Genomic DNA, 21,021 nt, shown 5'->3' with positions numbered 1-21,021 from the left:
AGGGACGGCTGGCCCACATGGGGGCCAAAACCTTGGCTCGTCGTTGTCCAACTGTAGGTAACAACGGGAGCAGCTTGCGCGGCAGAGATGAAGCCAAACCCAACAATCGCTAAGGCCGCGATTGTCCTCGATATAACCTTGTGCATTTTCATTTTTCCAGCCCATTGATTTTATTAGTAAATGAATCGTTACGCTTACTCCGCCGTCGATGCAATGCCACTTTGGGTTATTTACCAAGCTGGTCACTCGCGACGGTATGGTCGAGCTGCAGCCACGTCACACGGCAATCTCAAGCGCTTTTAGCATCTTAGCTGGCGTTTAGGTCCGCGCCGCGGGCGTTCTGACAACCTCGACCGCGACGCGTACCCTCCACCCATTTCCGCTCGGCGCGCGGGTTCCAGATTCGCAATAAGCGTTGCCGATGCCCATCTTTCAGCCATGCCCAAATCGTTCGAGTTCTGCCTGCCCACGGCCGCCAAGGTCGTGCCTGACGGCGCCGACTGGATCCACGAAATTAAATATGACGGATATCGCCTGCGCGTCGAGCGCCAGGGCAAGGCCGTGCGGCTGATCACCAGGAACGGCCATGACTGGACGACGCGCTTCCCCTGGATCGTCGAAGCGGCGCTGAAGAACCGCGAGCAGCAGTTCGTCATCGATGGCGAGGCCGTGGTGCTCGGCGTCGACGGCGTGTCCGACTTCAACGCGCTGCATTCGCGCAAGCACGACGACGAGGTGCAGCTCTACGCCTTTGACGTCCTCGCGCTTGGCGGCGAGGATCTTCGTGCACTGCCGCTCTCGATGCGCAAGACCAATCTGGCGCGGCTGCTGCGCGGCCGCCCTGACGGCATGTTCGTCGCGCCGTTCGAGCCAGGTGAGATCGGCAGCGAGCTGTTCGGCGCCGCCGCCCGCATGGGCCTCGAGGGCCTGGTGTCGAAGCGCCGCGATCGCCGCTACAGCGGCGGCCGGTCGAAGGACTGGATCAAGGTCAAGAACCGCACGCACCCAGCATTCACCCGGGTGATGGACGCGCACAAATAAGGCCCGGCGCACCCCGGATGGTGCGAGGGTCAGCCTTTGTTTTTACTGCGTTTCTTTTGCAACATGGTACCTTTTGGATACTGGATACGTTGCGCCTGTTTGCCGGCAACCCATTGGTGACAAAGAGGCCGCTGGCCCTGTATTCTGCTACTGGTTGCACCCCGTCGCGAAGTTTTTGATCCCCTGATGGACTACATTTTCAAGATCTCCGCCCTGCTCGTCGATATCCACTGGGCATTGCGCCTCGTCGCTTTTGCAGGGATCGCGGGGCTCTTGGGCGTATTTGGTCCGACCGCGATCCTCCGCTTCAAGCCGGAGCCAGAGGCCTCAGCAAAGCCTCAAAACAACGCGAGCGCACAAGGCGCCAACAACACGGCGATGGCTATCGGTAGCAATGCGGGAACGATTTACGCCGGGCCAGTCACTATCAATAGCCCATCGGCAGCTTCCGACAAGGCCGTACTGCAACGCCGCCTTGCCAGAGAAACGATGTTCTTCATCTCAGAATCGCTTCTTCAAAGCATCTGGTTGTACGGACGAGATGCCGAGGTCCGACTAGACCATCCTCCGCCATGGCCGATCACGCCACCGGCCGTGGAAACAGTGGACGACGACAACGAACTGAAGCGCATCGTCGACGAGATCGACGCCAAATTGGGCTGGGAGATCGACCCGGAATTGAAAGCGATTTACACAGAAATCGCGATCATGTCGCGACATCTAAAGACCGACATCGGCAGACTGCATCAGGACGCGCGGGCACTATCCACCTGGAACGCAAGCAAACCGTTAGCCATAAGCAGACTGAAGCGATGGCGCGAAACCGCCAACAACGCGCTCGCCGCGCTACAGAAGTACTGTGAATATTCCGGCAACGAGGGCTACGAAGACCAGCAGGCTAGGAGATCTCGGACCAACCTGATGTCATTCGAGAAACACCTCGAAGACAATGACGACCCGCGCCTACAGCTGATGAAGGAGATACAAAAAATCCGGCCCCCGGGTTGAACTGCTGGCAAAGCTGTTGCTTCCGAAAACGCGGTCAGCTTTGCAGACCGGCAAGTAACAACCCCGCCACGCCGCATGGGTCTCCAGGGCCTGGTATCGAAGCGTCGCGGACCAAATAGGCATAGTTGAGAAATGATCCAAAATTGGTTCTTGGCTCTGTTTTCGGGCGGGATGTTGGCGGCTTGCTTTCTGGCCGCCATACTGGCTGACAGGCTCACCCGCAGGATGCGGGAGCGAAGACAGCGCTAGTCGGCTTTGCAGTCCAAGCGCCCTCCCCCTCACGCTCGCGGGCTTTTTTCATTCGTAACAAGAAAACCCGGCGCACCGGGTCATGGCGCGCCGGGCTGACCGAGCCGCCCCCAGCGGCTCGGCATTCGTCCGGGAGGTTAAACTCGGACGAATTCAGGTTGCCGGCCGATCTCCTCGAAAGCGGCGACGAGCTGCTCGAACTCGGCCGACGAGAGCGAGAGCTTAACGACCTCGCTGCAGATGACCTGGACGCAGGCTGCCGGCGACCGCTGCATCGGTCCTTTTGACGGGGCCATGTTGCAGTAGTTGTTGCAGCGATCGTCGCCGGCCGTGCAGCGGCCGGGCTTCCCCTTGTCCGCCGCATATCCGCAGATGTACGAGGCCTCCACTGATCGAGGGTCGCCGCGCAGGTGAACGGAAACCGTGCCGTCATCCTCGCGCGTGAAGTTGATGTAGCCCGGGTAAAGTGGATTCAGGGCCGTGTGTGCGTAGATCGTTTTGCTCATCGATGCCTCGTCTCATTCAACCAAAAAGCCGTTGCGCAAGAAGCCGTGCCACTTGTCGGTCTGGATCGAGCCGGCGCCGGCAGCGCAGGTATTGCCTGCCTTGTCGACGTGAAGTGTGCCGTCCTCGGGCCGGCCGTGGCGCACCCAGCAATGGTGAGCGTCGTCTTCCTTCATGGTGCAGTTGCTCGCTCGGCTGTCGATCATCCAGTCATGACCGTCGGGGCAGCGGACAACCAGCGATCGGCCATCCGGGCCGATCATGTTGCCGACGCCAGCGGCCTCGACCGCCTCCCCCGGAAACCGCCGGCGGGCGCGCTGGTGGACCCACCATGCATCCCAGCAGGCTCCGATCGGCGCGTCGCGCAGCGTGAACCGCTCGCCAGTATCCGGCCGGACGTAAATCTGCTTCCCGTGAAGCTGATATTCGTCATGCTGTTGGAATGGTTCGCCGCACGCAGCGCAGGTTCTGGGCCACCGCGGATCCTCGCGGGATGGAATGGCGCGAGGCCCTTGTGACGTCGCGTCAATCATGCCGTCCGCAGTGTAGAGAATGTCGGCCTCGCCGATCTCGAACATGGCGTCGCAGCCATAGGCATTGGCGCTGCATATCCGCTTGCTCGAGAACTGGAAGCGCCGCAGCCATTGCCGCTCGCGATCGGTCGGCTCCAGAAAAAAGACCTTGATCGGTGTCATGACTTTATTTTCTCGCGGCGCGCCGGAACGCCGTCCTCCTGGTCTAGCCATGCCTCTACATGCGCCGCGATATCGGAAGCCTCCGGCTTGCTGTCACCGGGAGACCACAGCAGCTTGCCGTCGCGATCACCGGAATCCCAATCCCGCGCGATCTCGTCGGCGATATCTTCAGCATCGAGACCGCAGAAGATACCGGAGACGAGAAAGGCGCCTCGCTCGCGCGCTGCGCAGAGATAGCCGAACACACGCTTGCGGATTGACGACATGCTAAACCGCGTCCCCGTCGTCGTTGATGCGCGCGCCGTAGAGACGGTTTGGAATGCTCCACGGCGGCACGATGCTCATCAAGCGTCGCAACGCCTCATTCGGCGCGGCCGGGGCTGAAAGCACCGCGTCAAAGGCGTTCATCTGAGCCGGAGTGAGCAGCGATTCTCCGCACGCCTCGCCAACCAGAAACTCTCCCGAGAGCCCGGAAATGCCGCCGCTGAAATATAGCTTCCGTGCAGCCGCAGCCTGCGCGACCATTGGCGCGACAACGGGCGCTGCCGCGAGCAAGCCGAGAAACTTTCGTCTGGTGGGATTCCTCACGTCATGCTCCCGGGCATGAAGCAGCGGATCGTCGGCCCCTGGTAGCCCCAGATCGGCCACACCATGGTGCGGCCCGCGCGGTTCGGCTCGGTGAGCACGGCATCTTCGGGCACGTCCACCCAGACCATCACGTTCTTATCGGCCGGGTCGTTCGAGCGCGGGATCCTCACGCGGTACCGAACGCCCGCGCTCTGCCAATCGACGTCGGCGAGCGCATAGCCGTCGGCATCGGAGCAACACGGGCCCTTGCCGCTGCGCAAGCCGTCGAACCAGGGCTTAAGCTCCGAATTGGCGAAGCGGCCATCTTCGCGCGCGAGCACAAACGGCAGCGGCCAGCTCACCGCGACCAAGAGGATGAAGAGCGGCACAAGCCAGTCGCAGCGCATGGCTACGCCCTCCAGGCCAGCCGCCGGCATGCGGGTCAACGATTGTGTAGCCAGCGATTGAGCGGGCGTGGATGCGCGTGGCGTGCCCGCCTGAGTTGGCATCGTAGACCTGCCAGGTGCTCCCGCCGAGATGTTGCTCGAGCACGAAGACATGGTGCCGGCGCACTGCGACCATGCCGGCGCCAGGCGCTGCGCGCGGAAACTTGAACCAGTTCGCCGCCAGCCATAGCTCGCGCAAGGGCTGGCCGAAGACACGTAGGGCCGCCCCGCAGCCACAGAAAGCCCGCGCCGGGCAACCGGCTGGGTGTGACACGATCGTGGCGCCCTGCCCTTGCGCGCGTTGGCGATAGATCTTCTGTGGCGTGCCGATCCCGACCTTGCGTGCGATCATCTCGCCGCGTGGCGAGCTCACGACCCCGTCGCAGGGGAAGATCACGTTGCAGTCGGGATGGGCCAACTGCATGTGCGCAGCGTGATGGCGCAGATGCCGCGCGTCTGCCGTCGACGTGAAAAACAGCGTCGCGCAGGCGAGCGCAATCGCCGCGAGAATGCGGTGACGAACCATGTGATGCTCCTTTGGAACTGAGTGGTTATGAGCCGATCGTTATTTGCCGAGCAGCGTCTTGATGCCGAGCCAGGTTGCTCCGACGAGGCCGGTGACGATCGCCGTCAAAATCATGCGGAACGTCAGGCTCTGCGCCTGCTCCACGCTTTTGCGCCATTTGCGAAGGTGCTCGAAGTCAGCCCGAATCTCCTTGCGATCATCATCCTCCACGCCGAAGGACGTCAGGATTGTCGCGACCGCCTTCATCACGACATCATCGAGGGTATGACCGCGCCGCTCGGCTTCCGCATCCAAAACGGCGCGAACGATGCGGGTGATGTCTTCTTCCGTGAGATGCGTCGCTGTCATCGTATCCCCATGCCCGATTGCCGCCGCGGAACAGCCCGCGGCGGCGCGCCTTCTGGATTTTGCTCAGCCGGCACCGTCTTCGGCGATAGCGGCCGCAGCCGCGGCCTCGAAGTCGGCATCCCATTGCACCTCGAGCTGTTGCAGCTGCTCGAGCTGGGCCGCCGTGGTCGACGGATCCGCCTTGAGCGCGCCAATGATGTTGCGGACGATCGGGGCCAGGTCCTGATATTCCTTCACCACCACGGGGACGATTGCGATCAGGGCTTCGATGATCTTCTCGATCAGCGCCGCATTGGTGCCCGCCGGCACCAGCGCGGAGATCAGGCCGAGGATTGTGGTCAGCATCGCGGTCAAGACGCACCTCCGATCTGGTATTGCGCAAAGACGCTCTGCAGCGTCCCGATGCTTTTCTGCAGGGCGTCGTAGAGGCCGGCCGGGCCGAGCTGACCCGGATGATCCTTGAAGAACTGCTGCAGGTTGTTGCGGGCGACCCGGCCGGAACGGATGGCCGGGATGATGGCTCTGGTGGCCACGGGATCGCGGCAGACCGGCGTGGTGCCGTTGCACTTGACCAGCCGCAGATAGTTGGTCGCGGTCACCTCGAGTCCATCGAAGATGTTCGAGGCGACCAGGACGGCCTGCGGATTGACCGTGGCGCCGGAGATCGCATTGGCGACGGTCGAGACCTTCTGCTCGATCGCCTGCCACTGCGCGCAGCCGGCGAGCGCGAAAGCCAGCCCGGCAATTGCGAGAATGCGTTTCAGCATCACGGCCCCCTAGCCCTTCCGCTGCGCGTCGAGCGCAGCCGAAGCCATCGCCGGATCCGTGATGGTGACCGTGGCGGTCCCGCCAGGCGCGGGCTGCACTACGGTCGACGCGTTGGCACCAATCGATGCCGCCTGCCCGGTCGGGCTCGAGCTCACGACGCCCCGGATCGAGGCGTAGGCCGTCGCCGCAAGGCCCGCGAACACAACGATGTCGTTGATCACGGTCCCGAGTGCCGCGATCATCGCCTTGACCTGGTCGAGCGAGATGCCCTTGGCCTGAAGGCCGAAGATCGCGAACGCGGTACCGGCGATCGCGCCGGCATAGCGCCCAGCCGTGTTGACTTGCGCCTGAGTAGGCAGCTGCATGGTCGTTCTCCGATGATGCTTGAGCGCGATGCCGTCGCGCGGCGGATTCAGACGAGACGGATCTCGGCCTCGGAGCCGAAGACGCGGTCCCAAAGCGAGGTCGAAACGCCGTAATTGCAATCGGCGCGATGATGCAGCGCGTGGCGCAGCTTCAGACGATAGAGGCCCTGCCCAGGCTCGATCGCGCCGTAATGGAAGGCGGTGTGCAAGATCGAGTAGAACACGTAGCCTGACGAAAACCCGGCCGACATCGCGCCGCCGCCAAAGCCGAACAGCGCCCAGAACACCAGATACATCGCAAGCGTCGCCACTGGATGTAGGGCGATGTAGTCGCGCTGCGCCTTGTGGTGCAGCGCGTGCGCCTCGCGGAAGAAGGGTACGCCGTGCGCGACCCAGCGGTGCGTGACGTACTCATAGAAGGTCCAGAGCAGCAGTCCCGCACCGAACAGCACCGGCCACCACCAATCAGCCTGCGCCAGCGAGATCAGCACCAGGCCGAGCGTGAGCGGCGGCGTGATGAAGAAGTCCGCGAAATATTCCCGCCGGGTCCGGCGGAACAGGTTGAGCCAGGTTTCCATCAGCCCGCCGCAACGTCCACATAGCGCGCGGCGACGTAGCCGCCGGCGACGCGCAGCCATTTGCTGGTGCCGTTCATCACCTCGCCGCTGACCTCGACTTTGTCGCCCTTGAACAGCACGCCGACGATGGTCGAGGCCGCCGAAGCGTTGGAGCGGACGTTGAGGCCGTCGATGTTGACGGTGCCGGCGCCTGCGGCCTGGTGCGGCACCTGCGCCGCGACCGGCTTGTTCGCGACCTTCTGGGCAACGCCGGCGCGGAACATCACCATGTCGAAGCTGGGGTCGTCCTTGCGGCCGAGCGGACGTGCATATTCCTTGTGGCCAGCGACCATGCCCACACCGGCGCCGATGTGCGTGATGATCGCGGCGCAGACCCGCATATAGGCCGTCATCTGCACGTCGGGCCACGCCTCGGCGCGCGGGCCCTTGGTCTCGCCGGTGTTCTCGGCCTCGATGCCGATGAAGTGTGAATTGCCGTCGGTGACGCCCTGCCAGGATCCGGCGCCGGCGTGCCAGCCCTTGCCGGCCGCGATCATGTAGACCTTTCCCGAACGGCCGAGGCCGAGATTGCAGAGCGGGCCGCCGAGATCCGGCCGGCCGTCGACCAGCACATTGATGTCGGGCAGATCGCCATGCAGCGGCCCGCAGGTGTGGTGGCACAACACGCCCTGCACCTTGCCCATATCGCCATGGCCGCGGGTTTGCCAGCCGGGATGTTCGAGCACCTCGAGGCCAGCGTCGCGCAGCACGCCGGGCAGCCAGGTCAGGCTGTAGGTCATTGGTTTAGCTCCTTCTGAAGATGCCGCGATGGCGGCATATCGAGAGTTCCCTGAGCTGGAACAGCGTCGGCGCGCCACTTGGTCTGGCGGGTTTTCCCGACCAACCCTTGACTTTCAGGCCATTCCGATTCAGGTTGCGCGCGGCTGGGGGGACAACATGGACGAGCAAGCTGCAATATTGACGGGAGCCGTTGTCGGGCTGGCGGCAGCGGCCTGCGGAATATGCCTTCCGCTTTTGCTCACGATGTCCCTCGCAGCATTCGCACCCACGACCACCTATGGAAGCGCCACCGCGACCGCGCATTTCTGTCAGTTCGCCGGAGCAGCCGCCGCGCTTCGGTGCGCCCAAACTCACTGACGCCCGGAAACGTCGCAGGAAAATCCACTGTCGGTTGCGGCGGGGGTTGCCCCGACGCTCTGGATTCTTATCTCGAATGTGGTCGTCGTTCTGTTTCCGCCCGCTTCCTGGACGGTGACTGGCGTGGTCTGGGTGGCCATGCACAACACCTTGTAGTTAGCACTCGCCATCGCCGTGCTCAGCGTCACCACCACGATGCCTGTCGATGATTTTGAGATCGACGCGACGCCGTAGCTGACGGGAGCGGCGACCAGGGTGTATGTCCCGGCAGACTGCGTGATAACGGCCGAGGCCTTCAGCGCACTATCATGACTTTGCTGCTGCGATGGCGTGACGATCGCCGTCGTCGAAGTGCCGGTCTGCTGATCCGACTTCGTTGCGGCCGTCGCACAGGTGCCGGAGCTCGTTATCGCCACGCCAAAGCACGTCACGCTGGAAACGCCGCCGCCTGAGGCCGCGCCCATCGATTGCGCGGTCCATTTCGAGACGCCGTCGCTCTTGAAGAGATAGGCGCCGTTCGCAACCGAGATCGTGACCGCACTGCCGCCGTTGACGGTGTCAGAGCCGGCGCGCTGGATCACCAGCGTATTGGTTCCCGTCACCGTGCCCTGGAAGTCGGCAACAACAAGGTCCTGGCCGGGATTGACGACGCTGGCGGCCGGCAGAGTCCAGGTGCGCGAGGCCGTAAAGGCCGCGTTGGTGCCAACGGTGCGATCGGTCGCCAGGATCGTGTAGATGGAGTCGCCGTGGCCGGTGAAGCTCTCGACATTGAGGCCGGACGAGGCGCGCGCCGCCGCTGCCGTGGTCTGGCCGGTGCCGCCATTGCTGAGCGGCAGCGTTCCGGTGACGCCGGTCGACAGCGGCAAGCCGGTCGCGCTGGTTAGCGTTCCCGAGGACGGCGTCCCCAGCGCACCACCATTCACGATGACCGAGCCGGCGGAGCCGACGTTGGTGCCGAGCGCCGTGAGAACCCCCGTCCCGGCTCCGGTCAGTCCGCTCGATATCGGAAGCCCAGTCAGATTGGTTGCTGTGCCCGAGGCCGGCGTGCCCAGCGCGCCGCCGATGAAATACGCCGCCCCGGTCCCGACCTCGTCGGTCAACGCCGCACGCAGATTCGCGCTGGACGGCGTCGCCAGAAATGTCGCAACCCCGGTCCCAAGCCCACTGACGCCGCTCGCCACCGGCAGCCCCGTCGCATTGGTCAGCGTGCCCGACGATGGCGCTCCCAACGCGCCATTGAACAACACCGGCGCGCCGGCAGAGCCGGTATTGACCGCGAGCGCCGCAGCGACGCCGGTGCCAAGCCCGGAGACGCCCGTCGCGATCGGCAGGCCCGTGGCGTTGGTGAGCGTCCCGGAGGCCGGCGTGCCCAGGATCGGCGCCACCAAAGTCTGCTGGCCGGACCAGCTATGCGCGGTCGAGAATACGTCGGCATTGAGCATCGCCGAGGTGACCTTGGAGGCGCCGACCGCGCTGACGCCAGTCGCAAAGCTGATGTCACCGGTCACCGTGCGGCACAGCGGCGCGCTTCCGGTCCGGCCGAACGCGATCTGGTCGGCCGTGCACGCCGCGATCGAGGCCGGCGCCGCACCAGCGCCACCGCCGACGACAAAACCGTTCTGCGCCAGCAAGGCCGAGGACGCCATCACCCCCGTGCTCGAGAAGTAAGGCAGGCCGCCGGAGGTGCCACCGGTGAGGTACGGCGTCCAAGCGTGGGAGACGGTATCGAGCGCACCGATGGCCACCCAGGACGCGCCGTCATAGCGCTTGACGATCGCCGGGTTGGTCGTGGTGTCGCACCAGACCTGATAGGCCATCGGCGCACTGCTCGGCCCGTTTGCCGGCGCCGATGAACCGTTGTGGCATGCCGCCAGCGCCCGGAGTGCCGGATTGAGATAGGTCGCCGTGAACGTGGCCATGCTCATCGGCCCGGCGGTCGGCGTGACATAGCTCGACTGCTCGGCCGCGCGCAGCGGCGCGACAAGCAGCAGCGCAGCGCAGACCGCGCCGAGAAGGCGTTGCAGCTTCATGCGAAGTGTTCCTTTTCCAGAGGGCGCTTTACGGCGTCACGCGAACGACGCAGTCGGCGATCAGCGTCGGAGGTACGATCGGATGCGAATTGCCGCTGGTGTTCGTCGACGTCATGGTTTGCGCCGTACCGGTCGACGTGATGTCGCCGATCGTCGCAGGCGTGGTGCCTGAGGCCGGCCCGATGATGCCCCAGCGAGTGCCACTGGTGGCATCGACCGCACCCGATTGGGTTGTGCTCGACGGGATGTTGCCCTGATCCGAGGTGACGTGAATGGTCCCGGCGACGGTAATCCCAGTCGGGAGCTGGCCGAGGGTCAGCGTCTGAAATTCCGAACCATTGGCGATGCCAGATATCGATGAGTCCACACCAAAATAGGACGGGGTCAGCCGGTTTGCCCAAGCGCCGTTTCTGAAGAGATCACGCCCCGCAAGGGCTCGGCCGCGGCAATCCTTGACACCGACCGTGGTGGAGTTCCCCGAAACGCCGTAGCCCGTCAGAAACACAGTAACGGCCGATGTCCCCGACGCAGTAACGCAAGAGGACGAGTTGAGAGTGATCGAGGTGTTCTGAACGAAGCTCGCGATGATGCAGCCGGCATTGATGCCGGTGCCCTCGACCGGCATGCCGGGGCCGAACCCTTCCGTGTTGGCGATGCCCGTGATCGTCGCATTGCCGGAGGTACGGGTGCCGTTCTGCGCCCGCGTCACCTTTGCCAGGTAAACCGGATAGCTCGCCCTGGACAGCGCCTGGCCGTAGCCGGAAACGCTATTCGGCGGGATGCTTTCGAAATTGCCGTACTCGATCTTTCCGACCGACGCGACGTCGACCGGAATGCCATTGGCACGGGTGTATTGCGTAATTTCCCAGCTGCCGCTGCCGAGATGTGTGACGATCGCGCGGTCGCCGGCCGCCGTGACCAGGTCATAGCCGCCAGGGACCGCAAGCGCGGCAGAATTGGCAAGCTTCAACGCGCCAGCAAACCGAATGAACTTGATCGTACCATCTGGCGCGGCCGAACCGAACGCGGAGATCGTCGCGGTGCCCGTGATGGTCACGCTGGCTTGCGGCACCGAGCCGAGATCCGTGGTCGAGGCCGAGGCGATCGAACCAAGCCCGCCGCCGACGACGCCCGAAAAACTGCTGTTGGAGGGATCGAGGTAGCCGGTGACGGCCCAGCCGCCGTTGACATATTGCTTGACGCTCCACGGCGTCAGGGAATCGTCGATCCAACAAAGGCCGTCGACCGTCGCGCCGCCAACATTGGCCGGCGCGGTTGCGCCTTTGTTGCAGCTCGCGAGCGATCGAAAAGCATCGCCGATCTTTTGCGAGTACTGCACGCCGGTGTAGATGCCGGACGTCGGCGGCACCAACTCGTTCTGCACGGCCCAGGCCGAGATCAGCGACTGCACGGCGCCGGCCGCGATCGATCCCGCGATCGCCGCGATGGCGATCAGGTGAAGTTGACGCTTCATTTCGTGATGCTCCTAAAAGCCGCGAACCAGAAGATTGACGCCGCTGCGCGTCACGTTGGAGCCGGCGTTGACGACATGGACGGTGCAGCCCGCCAGCGTGAGGTTGGTGACCTTGACCTCGTCGCCGTTGCTGCCGTTGATGATGGCGCGCTGCACGTGCGGCACGGTTGACCCGTTCGGGCCACCATTGAACGGCACCGGCGTGGCCCCGCCCGCGGGCGTGGCGTCATAGCCGCCGCTATAGAAGGTGACCTCGAGCCCGGTGTTCGGCACGGCGAGCTCGGTGTAGTCGTCATTGCGATCGGGCACGTCGACGAACCAACTGAACTTCGTGCCGGTCGCGTCCGTGGTTGCGTCGTTGGTGATCAGCACCAAGCCCGCGCGAAAGTACCGACCGACCCGCGTGCCCGACGCGATCGCAACGAAATCCCCCCAAACAACATCCGCCGTGAACACGTCGGTCGGCGCAAACACGTCCGTCGGCGTAAAGACGTCGTTGGTGCCCGAGGATGCAAACCGCCAGATCGGGAACGCCTGGATGAAGCGTGTTGGCGAGGTCCCGAGAATATCGCCCGATCCAAGGACGTCCGGCTGCGCCAGAAAATCCTCGCCTTGCAGCACACCGGAGGCCTCGTACTCGGTCCAGAACCGGCACTCGGCGGCGCGACCGATGTCCACGATCACCGAAGAGAGATAGACCGCGATGTGCAGGCCATCGAGGCTGAGCTGGTCGACGATCTCCTGCGCCCAAGGCATCGAGATCGCCGCGCCGACGTCGGTGCGGATGAAGCTGCCGGCGATGACGCCGCCATCGAGCCCACCCGGCCATCCCGCAGCCTGCTCATCGTTGGAGACGATGATGTTGCGCGAGATGATGGAATCGGCGATCGCGATCGAGGCTGTGGAAGCGCTGTAGATCCGCACGCCGAACGGCGACAGCACATAGGCCCTGACGTGATAGGTGCCGTCGCCCGTGGTGGGCCATGGCGGCTGGGTGACGACATCGCCGACGACCAGGCCGGTGTCCCACGAAGTGCCTTTGCGGACCTCGTAATAGACCAGGCGGTGATCGGTGACATCGTCCCAATCCAGCACGGTCTGGCCATCGACGCTGTGCTGGTGCAGGTTGACGATGTCGCCCGGAACAGACGACAGTCCGAGCAGAGCCAGCCCGTTGAGCGCCGTCCACGCCGACACCGTGCCGTTGGTGAAGACGCAGCGAACCCGAAAGCTCCATGCACCAGCCGCGATAATCGGTACGTCCGCCGACATGTTCGGCGGCAGCACGGACGCAACCGTCACCCAGGCCGCGCCGCCATCGTTATCCTGCTGCTGCACCTCGAAGGATGCGACATTGCCGAAGCGCGGCAGTTGCCAGGACAGGTGCACAAGGGCGCGGACCGAAGCACCATAGCCGTCGATCACCTCGAGATACTGCAGGTCGCGCGGAGGCAGCGAGAACGGATCGGCCGGGATTGTGACGTTCGGATTGTAGGCCGGGATCTCGCCCTGATCGGCCTGCGATATTTCCGGGGCATCGTCGACCAGGGTCAGGGTTGCGATCAGGTCTTTCTGGTGCGCGATCCCCTGGACGCGATAATTGGCACTGGCGCGGTCGGTCTCGCCGAAGGCGACCAGGACGCCGTCGGCAATGCCGGAGAGGTCCCCGACCAGCGTCAGCGCGGTATAGTCGCCAGCCGTCATCACCGCATCGACGGCGCGGGTGATGGTGCGAACGTCGTCGGGGACGCGGAAGGTCATGCCGTAGGTCTTGCCGGCCTCAATCGTGACGGTCTCATCGATCACGATCTCCTGCGCGCCGAGCGTCACCTCAATTCCATCCACCATTATGGTCTGACCCGGAACTGCCTTGACCCGGGCCGCAGCGAGCCCGATCAGCAGCACGTCGTGAGTGACCCGGACGCGATCGCCGCGGGTGCAGACAAGATGCTCCCAGCCGACATTGAGCGAGATCTTCTCCGGCCGCAGCCGGGACTGCGCGATATGAAACCGGCCGTGCTTCCAGATGCCGTCAGGATCGGTGACACCGGGAAACTGTAACCCCTCAAACAGGGTCGCATTGGTGGCATCGTAGCCGTCGTCGTAGACGATGCGCTCGTCCTGCGTGAAGCCGTTGTCCTCGTTGATGAAGCTGACTCGCCAGCCGTGCGGCTGCTGGGCATAGGGGTGCTGCAGCTGGAAACCCCAGGAGTTACGCGGGGTGAAGTGCTGCACGATGGCATCATCCGGCCGGTCCCAGATCACGCCCCATTTGCCGTTGATGAAAGTCGGAACGGCGCGGCCAGCTGCGGCGATGTCGGCAAGCTTGTCATAGACCGAGCCTGCCGATGTCAGCACCTGGTTGAATTTGAAACCGTTGGCGACGCAGTAGACCCACCATTCCTGCAGATTGCCGAGATCAATGCCGGCATCGGCAACCGGCCGCGCATTGGCCGGGCCCTGCAGCACATGCCGGAACAGATCCGGCGGCCATTGCGAGGCGGTGTCGTCGCTCCACACATTGCCAGCGCCGGAATAGGCCTTGACCAGCGAGGTGGTGATACAGTTCAGGGTGCTGATGACGCCGGACAGCTGATCGCTGGCGCGGATCCGCAGGGCGATCAAGGCCAGCGGCTTGGCAAAGCCGATCGGCGCCGCGTTCTTGAGCGAGCGGATCGCGGTCCACGCCACCTCGTCCTTGATCTTGTCGTCACGGCCATCGCCGGTCTGTTTCTTGGCGCGCACCTCGTACTGTCCGCGCGCAACCACCTCGCGCACGCCGCGCCTGATCGGGCTGGTCGAGCGATTGAAGACGGCGTCCGACATGTTGAACCAGCTGACCGTCCCCACCGGCCGATACTGGCACTTGATGGTGACGCGATATTCGTCGGCATTGCCGCTGTTGCTGTTGACCTGGTAGCAGCCCTGCGGCGCGACGAAATCGAGCGAGATCTCGTCGGTGTCGGGCGGCGTGGTCAGGCTCTGCCATGGGCCGCCGGTGCCGGTATCCGAGCCGGCAGGATCATTGCCATTGGCCAGCGTGATCGACAGCGCGACCTCGTCGACGGTACCGGGATAGAGCGTCACCGCCGCATCCGAGACAAGGCCCTGGCGCACCTCGATATCGTAATTGGAATAGGACGACAGCAGCGTCTCGCCGATCTGCAAGTCGTCGATCGCGAGCGGGCCATAGCCGGGACAGAACAGCAGCCGGAGATATTGATCCTCGCCGACAATCTCGGTGTAGGGCTTGGCGGCATAGAACGGCGACTGGCGGTGACGGCCCAGCACCACCGGCACCGCGCCGAACGGCGCAGCCTGGTTCTGCGCGCCCTGGATCGAATTGAGCGAGGCCGAAGCGGTGTTGTCGCCGAGCTGCGGCGGCCGCACCGGAAACAGCGCGTTGAGCGCCAGCGTGCCGGCCAGCATGATGCCACCGGCGACAAGAGCGGTGGCAACACCGAGCGACAGCCCCAACGGGACAAGGAAGGGCGCCAAATAAGGCGCAACCACCAGCGCCGTGACCGCGATGACCGCCGACAGGACGGTGCGCCAGACGTTGCCGCCGCCCTGCAGCCGCGGCATGAACGTAACGGTCGCGCCCGCCTTGACCCGCACCTTTCGAAAATGCTCCGGCGGGACCGCGTGCCCGTTGATATGAACGATAAAGCCGCCGGCATAGCTCTCACCGGCGCAAAGCGCGAGGATCTCGGCAATCGACAGCCCGGCCGCGACGTCGCGCACCACGCGCTCGCCGGCGAGCGGATGGGTCCGCCCGATGACGCGCACGGTCGCCGCCGGCGACAGGATCTCGCCCTGGTGCAGCTGCCGAACCGGAAGCATCATACGGCCTGCCACCTGTAGAACCCGACGACGCGATGGCTGAGCGGCGGTGCACGATAGCGCTCGATCCTGGACTCTTCGCCCTCGCTGACGTGCAGCAGCCGCCCCGGCTCGACCACCAGGCCGATATGGGACAACAGCCGCCCTGCCCGCATCAGCACGCCGTCGAAGGGCCGCTCCTCGCCGAACGCAACGGGCTGCCATGGCGCGATCTCGCCTGCGATCAACCGCGCCAGCGCGGCGCGGTCGGTTGCTGAGACGTAGGCCTCGACAAAGGACGGCAGCTCGGCGCCCCGCAGCTCGGCCAGCACCAGTCGCACCAGGCCGTAGCAATCGCAGCCGGAGATGCTCCGGCCGCGCTCGAGATAGGGAATGCCGACATAGGGCTCGAACGCCTTGCTCAATAGAACAGTCCGGGAAACGAGGCCGGCGAGAACGTGCCGGACGGGTACGGCTCGGTCGCCAGCGCGTCGATGGTCAGGTCGAAATTCAGCATGGCGGCGTCCGCGACCAGATTGGCCATGTCGAACGTCGCAAAAGTGGTCTCGACCGTATCGGGGGCTGAGGCCAGGACGGCCTCGATCAGTACCTGCGGCGGCGTCGCGACCGAGCGCGCCAGCGGGATCAGGTCGCGCGTGACGTTCTGGATCGACAGCTTCGAGGCCGGTGGCGACTTGTCCTGCTCGTCCGGCAAGGTGATGTCGACGCCGGCAAAGAGATAGGTCTCGCCGCGCGACACCGTGCCGTAAACCAGCGGATCTGTCGTGATCCGCGTCGTCGGATCGGTCGTCAAGAGGATCGGATTCGCAAGCTGCGGATGCGTGATGGTCAGCAGGAAAATCGGGACCTCGCCCGACTGCTGCGCAAACAGGGCCTGGCGGAAGTTCAGGGATAAGACCCTCAAGGCAAAATCTCCAGATCGAGCGCAACCCGCCATACGCCGGTGACGACCTCGCTGCGCGACGGCAGATTGTCGGCAAACCGCACGAGCAGGTCAGCGCCGCCCGCGGGATCCGGAAACGTGAACGGCAGCGTCCAGCCGATCAAAGTCGTCTCTCCGAACGTCATGAGATCATCCCATTGATCGTCGTCGACATCGATGTTGCACGGCATCGCCTTCGGCATGGCACTCGAGCGGCGACGAACCAGCGCCGGCCCTGCATCTGGCTTCATCCGAATCCGGCCGTCGCCGATAGTCTGGCTGAAGCCGTCCACCAAGACGACTTGTGGCAGCGTCCCGGGCCACGCGTCCACCATCAGCGCGACGCCAATCTGCCGCGCTGATCAAGCACGCGGCTGAGAGACGAGCCGGGGTTACCGGCCTGCTTGGCCGCGGCTGCCCCGATGATCACCTCGAAATCGATATCGCCGTTGGCGCTCTGCTTCCGGTTCACCGTCGCCTGCTCACTTCCGAAGTTGTTCACGGTCACGCTGACCTTCGGCGAAGACGCGCCGCCCATGGCAGCCATCTGCCCTTGCGTGAACACGCCCTCGCCGCGCTTGGCGATGATCGGGACCTCGTCGCCGGCGATGCCGCCGGTATGGTAGCGCATGGCGTCATTGAAATGAGCCGGATGGACGTAGCGGTGGAACGTCGCCTCCGCGCCCACGATGCCGCCACTGTGCAGGCCAACCAGCGGCGCGCCGCCGACCGATGTTGCCCCGACGGCGCCCGCGATCGAGCCGTTCGCATTGATCGATCCCGCGCCGCCCCCAAACAAGCTGGAGAGATCGAAGCCGCCGCCCGCGCCAAGGCTTCCCTTTAGCGCATTGATGAGCGGACCGACGATCAGGAGCTTAACGATCGCCTCCTCGATGGCGCGAACGATCATCTTGCTCATGTCCTGGAAGCCCTGCCCTATTGACTTGGTCCCATCCAGAATGTCGGTGATCCCGGTTGTCAGCGTACTGGACATCGACGAGGCTATGCCATTGAGCGCCTCGCTATAGAGGTCGGCCTGCGTCTTGACCTTCGCATAGGCATCGGCTGAAGCCCTGATCTGCTTGATCTGGTCTTCATTGAGCGGCTCGCCCGCCTGCAGTTTCTTGTTGATGATGTCCTGCGAGGTCGCGTAGGACAACGCCGCTTCCGAGCCCATCAACAGCGTTTTGATGCGAAGCTCTTCCGCGGCAGTTGCAGCATCGATCTGGTAGGTTCCGAGCGCCTGCGCCGCGGTCACTTCCTTGATCTTTGCAATCTGCTGATCGGTAAGGCCGGCTCCCTGTTGTTGGGCCTTGACAAGCTCCAACGTCTTTGCCCGGAGAAGATCAGCCTGAGATGCGGCAGCGCCCAGCGCGGAATTGTGTGCGCTCTGGCGCGCAATCGCGTCGTCCAGCTTCAGTCCTGCGATTCCACGCGCCAACACGTCTGCATCGACGCCCGCCTCTTTCGCCTTGACCCCCAGCTCCGAGATCGCGGCATTGAGCCGTTCGCTCGGCGTAGCCGCGGTACCCAGCACTGACACGTAGTTCCGCCATTTGGCCGCCAGCGACTCCGGCGTTTCGGTGCTGCCTCCGGATGAAGGTCGCGTCCGGGGAACGGCATCCGAAATGGCAAGCGCCTCGGCCATCGATGCCTGCCGGTGAGCATCGTCGATCGACGTGCTCGGACGTCCGCCGCCCGAACCGGCCAGACCAAGTCCGGCCGAGACCGCGAGGCCAACGACCGGAATCGGCGCTGTTGCGATCCGCAGATACGTCTGTAAATACCGCTTCAAGTCCTCCGACATTGAGAAGTTCTTCGCGATCTCCGAGACGCTGAGGAAGGCCTTTGCAAACGTCAGCTCGGCCTGCAGCACCGGCTCTGCGAAGATCGACGAGAAATTTTCCCTGGCTTTGCCGGTCGTCTTGGCAATCTGCAGATCCAGCTCCGACACTTTGTCGATCATGTTCCTCTGCAGGCCCTTGCCGGCCGCTTCGTAGGCATCAGCCAACGCCTTGACGTCGCCAACCTTGCCGAGAAATTCAGCAACCGTCGGGCCGCCCTTGCCGAGGCCCGCCCGTGCCAGCGCGTTTCGCTCGAAGATGTTGGTTGTCTGGGCGACCGCCTGGCCGTACAGCGTAAAAGCCGTAGCGGTATCGGTTGCGAGCGCCATCTGATCGGCGAGAGCAGGATTGATGCGCCGAACCTGCGTCAGCAGATCCCCGGTACCCAGCCGGAGCTCCTGAAACCCCGTCGTGAACTTCTGCAGGCCCGCCTGCAGCGTATCAGAGTCGACCCCGAACTTGGTTGCCTCCGAGCGTAGCGCCTGCACCTGGTTGACCGTCAGGCCTGTCGCTTCACTGAAATCCTTTAGCTCACGAGCCTTCGCCGCGAGTTCATGTGCCCCCGCAGACGCAAGATAGAATGCCGCAGCCAAACTGCCAAGGGTAGCCGCCGTCGCGAGGCCCGCCGGACCTAACGCCGTCAGGGCCTGCCCCACCACGCCGAACGAACCTGCCTGTGCCTGCACCCTGCCGTTAAGGTCGGACGCGATCACGCTCAACGCCCGCTGCGAGCCAGCAAGCTGGTCATGCCGCTCACGTGCAGCTGCCAGGACGACGTTCGCCCGCTCCTGCAGCGCGGGGTTCTGCGATACTGCCGCATTTACCTGACGTTGGATCTTCTCATAGTCCTGCTGGGCGCGAACCCCTGCGACATACTTGCGCTCGATCGAGGTAAAGCTCTTGTCGAGCGACAGCGTCGCCTTCTCGGTGTTCGCAGATGCCACGGCAACGCCGCCTTGCGCCTTGGCAAGGTCGTTCAGTTTTTTTGTTGCGTCGGCCGTACCGGTCTCAGTCGTCTGGATTGACAAACGCCGGACGGCCTCTTGCACATCAGCCATTATGCAGCCTTCAGGGTGACAGTGATGGCGGGATAGGTGATCGCACTGCCCCGGACGCGATCGGGGCGCTGCCGCTTACTGATGCGGATCTTGCCGCCGGCGAACGAGCGTGAGACCTGGTCGTTCTTCAGAGTGTATGGATTGGCAAGCGATATCCAGACCGACCTGATCTTGGCAATATTGCCGAACCTCGCCGTTGCATCCTTGGCCGTGCGCTCGGCAATTCTGTTCGGGACCTGAACGACGAAGTCGCGCCCCGAAGTCGTCTTGCCCACCTCGATCTTCCGCGCATACGGCACGACGTTGACGAAGGTGTACACGTCCGCCGGCGGGATCTGTCCGCCCAACTCGACAACCTGACCGTCGGCCAGCAGCATCCATCCCTCACGGAAATCGCCGGAGACAAATGGCGAGCGATCCCTTAGCGTATCGCCGATCCATACCAGGACGTCGCTGACGATTTCCCACTCGGTAATGATCGACCCGCCATTCGGCCGGACATCCTCAAGCTGGCCGCCCTTGCGCCCGTCGACCGTGATCACCCTGGGCGGGACGCGGCCCAAGATGCGCTTGTTCTTGTCGTCGGCGCGGGCAATTTCAGTCCGCGCGTAGTCGGCGATCGCGCGGCTCTGGCCTGTCGGCGAAAGATCGCGGCTGACGATGAGGTTGATGTCGGTTGCGATGGAATCAATTCTTGTTCTGACCGCCACGCTGCGCCTTTTTTGCCTGCTCTTCGTCGGCGATCACGGCCCGCCGGTATCCAAGAGTGACCAGCACCTTCGCCTCCCAAGGCTCCAGGCTGACAGCCATGAACTCGGACCATGCCCGCAATGCTTCCCATGTCACCAGCGCCGGCCCAAAGCCGTTCGACGCCAGCCCCATCGACAGTTCGGCGAAGAAGCGCCAGAGATACGCCAGCGCCTCCGGGCATTCGGCGGCATCGTCGATCGCGGCAACCTTGACCTTCTTGCCGAGGGCGGCGAACTGGCGCGCCGCCGACTCGGCGTGATCGCCGACTGTCGCGCAGTCGCTCAGCTTTCTCTGGTTGCGGAATTCGTGCTCGGCGAAGGCGTAGAGTTCCTCGACGAGCTCCGAATAAAATTTGCAGCATCATTGAGTGCAACCCACGGCTGGATGAACAGCCAGTGCATGCCCGGCGCCGAATACAGCTCCAGCGCGTTGGCGCGGGTGCAGTCGACATCGATCTTTTCGCGCGTGACGGGATCGACTAGGTACCAGCCCTTGGTGAGCGCCGCACACTTGGCGACGTTCTCCTCGAGCTGATCAAAGTCCGGCATGCCGCCGCGGGTGCGCGCGGCCTTCTTGCGGAACACCTGCTGGCGATCGCGATCGAAGGCCCTGCCCTCGACGCTGTCGGCGGCGAGCACCTCGATGTAAGAGGCCTTGCCCTCCTTGTCGCGCAGCACCTCATCGGTGGTGGCGTCGATGATTTCGACCTTGAATACCTCGGACGTGTTCGCGGCGAGATTGCCGAACTTGCTCATGCTGATTTCCTTTGGCGGAAGGGTGAACGGCCTCGCCCGCCAGCGAGGCCGCTCGGTGACGTCACCGCCCGGTCAGGGCGCATCACTGCGGCCAGCCCGTGCGAGGATCCCCG

Annotated in this window: 24 protein-coding genes; 3 read left to right on the top strand and 21 right to left on the bottom strand. The window is 64.1% G+C overall.

What is annotated here, in order from left to right; genetic code table 11:
• The first annotated feature begins 438 nt into the window (after positions 1-438).
• Together BRA1417_RS0123455 and BRA1417_RS0123450 are read left to right on the top strand one after the other, a co-directional pair.
• Entirely contained in the window at positions 439-1,041 is a 603-nt protein-coding gene (locus BRA1417_RS0123455) for an RNA ligase family protein (protein ID WP_027517903.1), read from the top strand.
• A gap of 186 nt (positions 1,042-1,227) precedes the next feature.
• On the top strand, positions 1,228-2,049 hold the full coding sequence (locus BRA1417_RS0123450; RefSeq protein ID WP_027517902.1) for a hypothetical protein: 822 nt from the start codon (positions 1,228-1,230) through the stop codon (positions 2,047-2,049).
• A 386-nt stretch (positions 2,050-2,435) separates the two neighbouring features.
• Here BRA1417_RS0123450 and BRA1417_RS0123440 read toward each other — a convergent pair whose 3' ends face one another.
• The 5 genes from BRA1417_RS0123440 to BRA1417_RS40785 are packed head-to-tail and all read right to left on the bottom strand — an operon-like array spanning position 2,436 to position 4,471.
• Complete coding sequence (locus BRA1417_RS0123440) at positions 2,436-2,804, bottom strand: hypothetical protein (RefSeq protein WP_027517901.1); 369 nt, start codon at positions 2,802-2,804, stop codon at positions 2,436-2,438.
• Positions 2,805-2,816: 12 nt separating this feature from the next.
• A complete protein-coding gene (locus BRA1417_RS0123435; RefSeq protein WP_027517900.1) occupies positions 2,817-3,497 on the bottom strand; it encodes a hypothetical protein in 681 nt (226 codons plus the stop codon).
• Positions 3,494-3,763 (bottom strand): hypothetical protein, encoded by a 270-nt coding sequence (locus BRA1417_RS0123430; protein ID WP_027517899.1) that lies wholly within the window; start codon positions 3,761-3,763, stop codon positions 3,494-3,496. The genes BRA1417_RS0123435 and BRA1417_RS0123430 overlap by 4 nt, the downstream gene beginning before the upstream one ends.
• 1 nt (position 3,764) lies before the next feature.
• Entirely contained in the window at positions 3,765-4,085 is a 321-nt protein-coding gene (locus tag BRA1417_RS0123425; protein WP_156948882.1) for a hypothetical protein, read from the bottom strand.
• Positions 4,082-4,471 (bottom strand): hypothetical protein, encoded by a 390-nt coding sequence (locus BRA1417_RS40785; protein WP_035969494.1) that lies wholly within the window; start codon positions 4,469-4,471, stop codon positions 4,082-4,084. The genes BRA1417_RS0123425 and BRA1417_RS40785 overlap by 4 nt, the downstream gene beginning before the upstream one ends.
• Before the next feature lie 331 nt (positions 4,472-4,802).
• Between BRA1417_RS40785 and BRA1417_RS44205 the strand changes: the two genes are divergently transcribed.
• A complete protein-coding gene (locus BRA1417_RS44205) occupies positions 4,803-5,057 on the top strand; it encodes a hypothetical protein (RefSeq protein WP_156948881.1) in 255 nt (84 codons plus the stop codon).
• Between the two features lie 18 nt (positions 5,058-5,075).
• Here BRA1417_RS44205 and BRA1417_RS0123410 read toward each other — a convergent pair whose 3' ends face one another.
• The 16 genes from BRA1417_RS0123410 to BRA1417_RS0123325 form a co-directional block, all read right to left on the bottom strand.
• A complete protein-coding gene (locus tag BRA1417_RS0123410; protein ID WP_035968754.1) occupies positions 5,076-5,384 on the bottom strand; it encodes a hypothetical protein in 309 nt (102 codons plus the stop codon).
• A 63-nt stretch (positions 5,385-5,447) separates the two neighbouring features.
• Positions 5,448-5,738 (bottom strand): hypothetical protein, encoded by a 291-nt coding sequence (locus BRA1417_RS0123405; protein WP_027517896.1) that lies wholly within the window; start codon positions 5,736-5,738, stop codon positions 5,448-5,450.
• Positions 5,735-6,151: a hypothetical protein gene (locus BRA1417_RS0123400; RefSeq protein ID WP_027517895.1), complete on the bottom strand. Its 417-nt coding sequence runs from the start codon at positions 6,149-6,151 to the stop codon at positions 5,735-5,737. Before BRA1417_RS0123400 ends, BRA1417_RS0123405 begins: the two co-directional genes overlap by 4 nt.
• A gap of 9 nt (positions 6,152-6,160) precedes the next feature.
• Positions 6,161-6,517 carry a hypothetical protein gene (locus BRA1417_RS0123395; RefSeq protein ID WP_027517894.1) on the bottom strand — a complete coding sequence of 119 codons (357 nt, stop codon included), beginning with the start codon at positions 6,515-6,517 and terminating at the stop codon, positions 6,161-6,163.
• Between the two features lie 47 nt (positions 6,518-6,564).
• Positions 6,565-7,095, bottom strand: a complete 531-nt coding sequence (locus BRA1417_RS41805) for a sterol desaturase family protein (protein ID WP_027517893.1) — start codon at positions 7,093-7,095, stop codon at positions 6,565-6,567.
• Complete coding sequence (locus BRA1417_RS40775; RefSeq protein ID WP_051448374.1) at positions 7,095-7,874, bottom strand: N-acetylmuramoyl-L-alanine amidase; 780 nt, start codon at positions 7,872-7,874, stop codon at positions 7,095-7,097. Before BRA1417_RS40775 ends, BRA1417_RS41805 begins: the two co-directional genes overlap by 1 nt.
• A gap of 351 nt (positions 7,875-8,225) precedes the next feature.
• Entirely contained in the window at positions 8,226-10,262 is a 2,037-nt protein-coding gene (locus BRA1417_RS0123375) for a hypothetical protein (RefSeq protein ID WP_027517891.1), read from the bottom strand.
• Between the two features lie 28 nt (positions 10,263-10,290).
• A complete protein-coding gene (locus BRA1417_RS0123370; RefSeq protein WP_027517890.1) occupies positions 10,291-11,736 on the bottom strand; it encodes a hypothetical protein in 1,446 nt (481 codons plus the stop codon).
• A gap of 12 nt (positions 11,737-11,748) precedes the next feature.
• Entirely contained in the window at positions 11,749-15,582 is a 3,834-nt protein-coding gene (locus tag BRA1417_RS0123365) for a host specificity factor TipJ family phage tail protein (protein ID WP_027517889.1), read from the bottom strand.
• The gene (locus BRA1417_RS0123360) at positions 15,579-15,983 is read right to left on the bottom strand and encodes an NlpC/P60 family protein (RefSeq protein ID WP_027517888.1); all 405 of its coding nucleotides are present in this window, start codon (positions 15,981-15,983) and stop codon (positions 15,579-15,581) included. The genes BRA1417_RS0123365 and BRA1417_RS0123360 overlap by 4 nt, the downstream gene beginning before the upstream one ends.
• Positions 15,980-16,483 carry a DUF1833 family protein gene (locus tag BRA1417_RS0123355; protein WP_027517887.1) on the bottom strand — a complete coding sequence of 168 codons (504 nt, stop codon included), beginning with the start codon at positions 16,481-16,483 and terminating at the stop codon, positions 15,980-15,982. The genes BRA1417_RS0123360 and BRA1417_RS0123355 overlap by 4 nt, the downstream gene beginning before the upstream one ends.
• Positions 16,480-16,836 (bottom strand): hypothetical protein, encoded by a 357-nt coding sequence (locus BRA1417_RS0123350; RefSeq protein WP_027517886.1) that lies wholly within the window; start codon positions 16,834-16,836, stop codon positions 16,480-16,482. The genes BRA1417_RS0123355 and BRA1417_RS0123350 overlap by 4 nt, the downstream gene beginning before the upstream one ends.
• On the bottom strand, positions 16,836-19,403 hold the full coding sequence (locus BRA1417_RS0123345) for a hypothetical protein (protein WP_027517885.1): 2,568 nt from the start codon (positions 19,401-19,403) through the stop codon (positions 16,836-16,838). Before BRA1417_RS0123345 ends, BRA1417_RS0123350 begins: the two co-directional genes overlap by 1 nt.
• On the bottom strand, positions 19,403-20,113 hold the full coding sequence (locus BRA1417_RS40770; RefSeq protein ID WP_051448373.1) for a hypothetical protein: 711 nt from the start codon (positions 20,111-20,113) through the stop codon (positions 19,403-19,405). The genes BRA1417_RS0123345 and BRA1417_RS40770 overlap by 1 nt, the downstream gene beginning before the upstream one ends.
• Positions 20,091-20,285: a hypothetical protein gene (locus BRA1417_RS44200; protein WP_156948880.1), complete on the bottom strand. Its 195-nt coding sequence runs from the start codon at positions 20,283-20,285 to the stop codon at positions 20,091-20,093. The genes BRA1417_RS40770 and BRA1417_RS44200 overlap by 23 nt, the downstream gene beginning before the upstream one ends.
• 149 nt (positions 20,286-20,434) lie before the next feature.
• Positions 20,435-20,908 (bottom strand): hypothetical protein, encoded by a 474-nt coding sequence (locus BRA1417_RS0123325; protein ID WP_027517883.1) that lies wholly within the window; start codon positions 20,906-20,908, stop codon positions 20,435-20,437.
• Positions 20,909-21,021: the final 113 nt, after the last annotated feature.

Source organism: Bradyrhizobium sp. WSM1417 (assembly GCF_000515415.1).
Classification (GTDB): Bacteria; Pseudomonadota; Alphaproteobacteria; order Rhizobiales; family Xanthobacteraceae; genus Bradyrhizobium.
This window is presented reverse-complemented; position numbering and strand designations above follow the sequence as displayed.